We start from the raw sequence: 4294 nt of genomic DNA on the forward strand, positions 1-4294 counted from the left end.
CCGGCAAGGGCCGCAGGGCCGCTCCGCTATAATCGGGCCCGCTCTCCGCCGTGCCCCGCATGTCCGACTCCCCCGCCCAGACGCCTGCCGCCGCCCGCGTCTTCATCAAGACCTTCGGCTGCCAGATGAACGAGTACGACTCGTCGAAGATGGCCGATGTCCTCAAGGCCTCGCACGGCTACGAGCAGGTGCAGGATCTGGAATCCGCCGATCTCGTGCTGCTGAACACCTGCTCGGTGCGCGAGAAGGCCTCGGAAAAGGTGTTCTCGGACCTCGGCCGGCTCAAGGCCTGGAAGGAGGCGCAGCCGGGCCGCCTCGTCGGCGTCGGCGGCTGCGTGGCGAGTCAGGAAGGCGAAGCGATCGCGAAGCGCGCGCCGGTCGTCGATCTCGTGTTCGGCCCGCAGACCCTGCACCGGCTGCCGCAGATGCTCGACGAGACGCGCCGCACGCAGCGCCCGACGATCGATGTGCGCTTCCCGGAAATCGAGAAGTTCGACAACCTCCCGGAACCGCGCGCGGAAGGCCCGAGCGCCTTTGTCTCGATCATGGAAGGCTGCTCGAAGTACTGCACCTTCTGCATCGTGCCGTACACACGCGGCGAGGAAATCTCCCGGCCGCTCGATGACGTGCTCGCCGAAGTCGATTCGCTGCTCGGCCAGGGCGTGCGCGAAATCACCCTGCTCGGCCAGAACGTCAACGCCTACAACGGCGTCATGGCCGATGGCTCGCACTGCGATCTGGCGCTGCTGCTGCATATCCTGGCCCGCTTCGATGGTCTGGGACGAGTGCGCTACACCACCTCGCATCCAGCCCATTTCAACGATGCGCTGATCGATGCCTTCGCCTCGATTCCGAAGCTCGACAACCAGTTGCACCTGCCGGTGCAGAGCGGTTCCGATCGCATTCTGGCGATGATGAAGCGCGGCTACACGCAGGCCGACTACCTGCGCAAGATCTTCAGGCTGCGAAAGGTTCGGCCGAACATCAGCCTGTCGACCGATCTGATCGTCGGCTTCCCGTCCGAGACCGACGAGGACTTCGAGCAGACCATGGCGCTGATCGAAGCCGCACGCTTCGATGCCGCCTACTCGTTCATCTACTCGCCTCGCCCCGGCACACCGGCCGCGAACCTGCGCGATGGGGTGCCGCTGGATGTGAAGCAGGCGCGTCTCGAACGGGTGCAGGCCCGGATCCGCGAGTTCGGTGAACAATTTGCCGCGCGTCTGGTCGGAACTGTGCAGTCGGTGCTGGTCACCGGGCCGTCACGCAAGGGTGGTAGCCAGTTGACCGGCAAGACGCCTTGCAACCGCTCGATCAATTTCGATGGCCCGGCTCACGATGTCGCCCGTCTCGTCGGCCAGTTCGTCGAGGTGCAGGTGACCGCCAGCATGGCCAATTCCCTGCGCGGCGAAATCGTCATCGCCGACGCCGTTTCCTGACCCCAAGAACTATTGAATACCTCTGACCCCGTTGCGATCTCCCGGCGTGATTTTTCGCTGGACCCGGACGACGCACCGCGCATCGCCAATCTGAACGGCAGCTTCGACGCCCATCTGCGTTCGCTGGAAGTCGGCTTCGGCATCGAAATCCGCAACCGCGGCAATCGCTATGTGGTGATCGGCCCGGCTGACGAGGCCGAAGCCGGAGAAAGCGCGATCCGCTCGCTGTTCGATCAGACCGAATACGGCGCGATCGACGGCGAGAACGTGCACATGGCGCTGCACGAGTTCGCGCCGCGCTCGAAGCTCGCCGCGATCCCCGGCGGCCGCAACGGCGACGACGTGGTGATCCGCACCAAGCGCGGCGTCGTCCGCGGCCGTTCGCCGCTGCAGAAGGCCTATCTCGACGATATCGCCAACAACGTGCTCAGCTTCGGCATCGGCCCGGCCGGTACCGGCAAGACCTATCTCGCCGTGGCCAGCGCCGTCGAAGCGCTGGAGCGCGATCGCGTGCGCAAGCTGGTGCTGGTGCGGCCGGCGGTCGAAGCCGGCGAAAAGCTCGGCTTCCTGCCCGGTGACATGGCCCAGAAGATCGATCCCTATCTCCGGCCGCTGTATGACGCGCTGTACGAGATGCTCGGCTTCGAGAAGGTTGCCCGGCTGATCGAGCGCAGCGTCATCGAGGTTGCGCCGCTGGCCTTCATGCGCGGCCGCACCTTGAACGAAGCTTTCGTGATTCTCGACGAAGCGCAGAACACCACGGTCGAGCAGATGAAGATGTTCCTGACCCGCCTCGGCTTCGGCTCGGTGGCGGTGGTCACCGGCGACGTCACCCAGATCGATCTCCCGAAGCACGTACCCAGCGGCTTGATGCATGCGATGAGCGTGCTCCGGGGCGTGCCGGAAATCGGCTTCACGCAGTTCGGCTCCAACGATGTCGTCCGTCATCCGCTGGTGCAGACGATCGTCCGCGCCTACGAGGCTTACGAGGCCAGCGAGCGGGCCGCGAAGGATTTTCGCTAAGGCATGAGTGTCAGCCACAACATCACCATCCAGCGCCGGGTGCCGCCGGCCGGTGTGCCGGCACCGGCAGCGCTACGGGAATGGGCGCTGGCGGCGCTCGGCCATACCCATGGCGAGCTGACGATCCGCATCGTCGACGAAGCCGAAAGTGCCGCGCTGAACAGCCGCTATCGCAGCAAGGACTACCCGACCAACGTGCTGTCGTTCCCGTACGACTCGGAAGGTTTCGAGGAAACGGACGACGGCCCGCCGCTCGGCGATCTGGCGATCTGCGCGCCGGTGGTGATGCGCGAAGCCGACGAACAAGGCAAGGAAGCACGCGCCCATTGGGCGCACATGGTGGTGCACGGCGTGCTCCATCTGCTCGGCCGCGACCATCTCGAAGATGGCGAAGCGGAAGTGATGGAGTCCGAAGAACGGGCGATTCTGGCCGGACTCGGCTTCCCCGACCCTTATTGACGACGCATCAACAAGCCACGGAAGCGCAAAGCGATTGCGGTAGGGTCTGTCGCCTTTACTTTGGTCGCTGCGGCGGAGGTCGTTTTTGCCCAGTGCAACGAACGAGGAGCGGGCAATGGCCGACCCATTGACGCGACTAGAGAGGCAGCAATGGGCAAAAACGATCCCGCCCCTTCGGGTTGCGGCCAAAAAACCGCCGGGACTTCGTTGCGAACCTTGACCATAGGTAGGCTATGGCCTGCGGTTCGCGCCTCGCCCGGCGGCTTTTGATCTGCAACGCAGCGACCAAAGCAAATGCGACAGACCCTATACTGGACAAAATTTGATCGAAAGCCCGCGGCTTTCCCGAGGAGGGAACCAGCGGGTCAAGGCTGCGCGCGCACCAACACGCTGCGGGCGGCATGGTTCTTGGTACTTTTTTCCTGGTTATGAACGACGGCCCCAGTAGCTCCTACTCTGAACGCGAATCCGAAGCCAGCCCTTCCAGCTGGTGGCGGCGCCTGACCCAGCGCCTTGCTGGCGGCCCGCGGACCCGCGAAGACCTCAACGATCTGCTCGACGGCGCCCACGAATCCGGCCTCGTCGATTCCGATGCCGCCTCGATGATCCGCGGCGTCTTCGAAACCAGCCAGCTGCAGGTGCGCGACATCATGGTGCCGCGCGCCCAGATGGTGATCGTCGAACGCGACTGGCCGCTGGATCAGCTGATGCGCGAAGTCGTCGAAGCCGGCCATTCGCGCTATCCGGTGATCGGCGATTCCCGCGACGAGATCGCCGGCATCCTGCTCGCCAAAGATCTGCTGCGCTTCACCTCGGCGGACAGCGAACGCTTCGACCTCGCCCGCTGGCTGCGGCCGGCGGTGTTTGTGCCGGAATCCAAGCGCGTCAACGTGCTGCTCAAGGACTTCCGCAAGAGCCGCAACCATATGGCGCTGGTTGCCGATGAATATGGCGGTGTGGCTGGTCTGGTCACCATCGAGGACGTGCTCGAGCAGATCGTCGGCGAAATCGACGACGAGCACGATGAATCGGAAAGCGCACAGATCCTCAAGCAGGACGATCGCCGCTTCCTGGTCCAGGGTCTGACGCCGATCGCCGAGTTCAACGAGTACTTCGGCGCCGATTTTTCCGACGAGGATTTCGACACCGTCGCCGGGCTGGTCATGCACGAGATCGGCCACATGCCGCGCCGTGGCGAAAGTGTGCAGATCGACCGCTTCCAGTTCATCGTCCAGCGCGCCGACAGCCGCAGGGTTCACCTGTTGCAAGTGACGTTGTCGCAGACCTGAGCTCGGCTGATCCCGCGATGCCCAAGCTTCTTTCGGGTCTGCGCATGAAGCTCGCAGCCGCGCTGCTGATCTTGCTGAGTCTGA

At 64.3% G+C, this 4294-nt stretch carries 4 protein-coding genes; all 4 read left to right on the forward strand.

Features of this window, described 5'->3' with window-relative positions; genetic code table 11:
* The first annotated feature begins 59 nt into the window (after positions 1-59).
* The 4 genes from miaB to QZY06_RS01065 all read left to right on the forward strand — a co-directional run bounded on the left by miaB (position 60) and on the right by QZY06_RS01065 (position 4210).
* The gene (gene miaB, locus QZY06_RS01050) at positions 60-1439 is read left to right on the forward strand and encodes a tRNA (N6-isopentenyl adenosine(37)-C2)-methylthiotransferase MiaB (RefSeq protein WP_295679058.1); all 1380 of its coding nucleotides are present in this window, start codon (positions 60-62) and stop codon (positions 1437-1439) included.
* A gap of 12 nt (positions 1440-1451) precedes the next feature.
* Positions 1452-2462: a PhoH family protein gene (locus tag QZY06_RS01055; protein ID WP_295679061.1), complete on the forward strand. Its 1011-nt coding sequence runs from the start codon at positions 1452-1454 to the stop codon at positions 2460-2462.
* Between the two features lie 3 nt (positions 2463-2465).
* The gene (gene ybeY / locus QZY06_RS01060; protein WP_295679063.1) at positions 2466-2921 is read left to right on the forward strand and encodes an rRNA maturation RNase YbeY; all 456 of its coding nucleotides are present in this window, start codon (positions 2466-2468) and stop codon (positions 2919-2921) included.
* A 428-nt stretch (positions 2922-3349) separates the two neighbouring features.
* The gene (locus QZY06_RS01065) at positions 3350-4210 is read left to right on the forward strand and encodes an HlyC/CorC family transporter (RefSeq protein WP_295679065.1); all 861 of its coding nucleotides are present in this window, start codon (positions 3350-3352) and stop codon (positions 4208-4210) included.
* The last annotated feature ends 84 nt before the right edge of the window (positions 4211-4294 follow it).

It is taken from the genome of uncultured Nevskia sp., assembly GCF_903885465.1.
In the GTDB taxonomy this organism is placed as follows: Bacteria; Pseudomonadota; Gammaproteobacteria; order Nevskiales; family Nevskiaceae; genus Nevskia.